This window comes from Staphylococcus simulans (assembly GCF_002902285.1).
Classification (GTDB): domain Bacteria; phylum Bacillota; class Bacilli; order Staphylococcales; family Staphylococcaceae; genus Staphylococcus; species Staphylococcus simulans.
Map to the genome: position 1 here is coordinate 1 of NZ_PPRU01000062.1, position 1,965 is coordinate 1,965.

Sequence of the window (1,965 nt, forward strand, 5' to 3'; positions counted from 1 at the left end):
GAAAAATTTAATAGATTTTAGTTAAAACCTATCAATTAGCATTAAATAATTAAAATGTCATAATATACAGGCAAATGTGACAATTTTATAACAGGCACTATAAAAACTCAGGAAAAAGTTGATAGGTCTCACTTTATAAAGGTCTCCATTATTGTTTAACAACGGTAATATTTGTAATCTATGTAATATTCTTAATTATTACCATTAAAATCTAAAAAATAGTTTATATGTATCAATTTATAATTACACGAAAACGGAACTATTTTAAATGTATCAAGCTTAATATGGCGATTTATGGTATAGAAAATTTTGTAAGTTGGAGATGGCATTTACCATTGAAAATGGAAAGTTTATAAAAATTAACTACTATGTTAAGTAAGATAATCTTATGGGAATTTATTTTGAGACAGACCAGCTTAGAACGAACTATCGAAAAGCTTATCGCATATATGTAAGGTAACTCGGGAAAAGATTGTTAACGATATAGAAGAGAGAAGGAAGAAAAAATGGAAACAATTTTGGTTGAAGAACACTATATACTGACAGATGTACAAGAAAAAGTGAGGAATTTAGTTTCGAAAGATCCTAAAGGTGTACCGTTAGAAACAATGCTTTCAGCTTTAGAAGAAAAGACTGACTTTCATGGTGAAGATGATCTAGACCAACATAAGACACGTATGAAATTTATGAATGACAATAACGTACGTATGCAGGTTTTATCTTATGGCAAAGAAGCACCTTCACTCTTAACAGGACAGGCAGGAATTGAATTATGTCAGTTATGTAATGATGTGTTAGGAGAGTATGTGGATTTACGTCCGACACGTTTTCAAGGTTTAGCGGTATTGCCGATTAATGAACCAGAAGCAGCAGCACAAGAATTAAGAAGAAGTGTAAAAGAACTAGGGCTTAAAGGTGCGTTGATTGCAGGAAGAGGAGAAGACGGTACGTTCTTGGATCATCCAAAGTATGAGGGGATATTTGAAGCGGCTGCAGAATTAGATGTACCACTTTACTTACATCCAGAACCGATTAAGTCTGAAGTCTACCAAGCTTATTATAATAGCTCAAGCTATGATGACGTTACTGCATCAATATTTGCGTCATTTGGCTATGGCTGGCATATGGAGACAGGGATTCATGCGGTAAGATTAGTACTTTCAGGATTATTAGACCGTTATCCGAATCTACAAATCATCCTCGGCCATTGGGGAGAATTTGTGCCGTTCTTCTTAGAACGTATGGATCAAACAATCATATCAGAGCATTTAAAACAACCTATCAGTACGTATTTTAAAAATAACTTCTACATCACGCCGAGTGGGATGTTATCGAGACCTCAATTTGAAATGATACGTCACTATTTCGGTATTGATCGTATCTTATATGCATCGGATTACCCGTATATAAAACCAGAGGGATTAACGACATTCTTAGATGAATTGAATCTCACACCAACAGAACAAGCTAAAATTGCTTATCAAAATGCGGAACGTTTATTTAACGTTGATACAGAGCAAGATTAAATAAACTGCATTATGTTATATAGAACAAAAATAAGTACAATAAGTTTGAACATTTGATGAAAAGATCAGGTAAAGTTGATTTGGTTTGACGTGAAACATTCAGGTATTTATTGTCTATGAAATAAAGTATACTTGACAAATCAAGTATAATAAAAAAGCGTTTGAATTCACGTAAATAATGACGTCTATATTTCGTAAAAATATAAGTAGAGCCTCTATTTTTGACAGGCTCTACTTTTTATGTTCGTCTATAATAATTTAAAGTTATACTTATTTGTTTTAATCAAATAATTTAAGATTAATGATAAACATATTTAATATTTAGAAAGGTTATTGATAATTTAAGGAAAACGTTTGCTCGCGATAAGGTTGTAATGACAGTATTGTTAAAATACAACTTGTGAGCGATTGTATGTTTTAAACATACAATGTTTTATAA

1 protein-coding gene is annotated in these 1,965 nt (G+C 31.9%); it reads left to right on the forward strand.

Features of this window, described 5'->3' with window-relative positions; all coding sequences use genetic code 11:
* Positions 1-506: 506 nt before the first annotated feature.
* Positions 507-1,526, forward strand: coding sequence for an amidohydrolase family protein (locus tag CD112_RS12655; RefSeq protein ID WP_103364416.1), 1,020 nt, complete (start codon positions 507-509; stop codon positions 1,524-1,526).
* Positions 1,527-1,965: the final 439 nt, after the last annotated feature.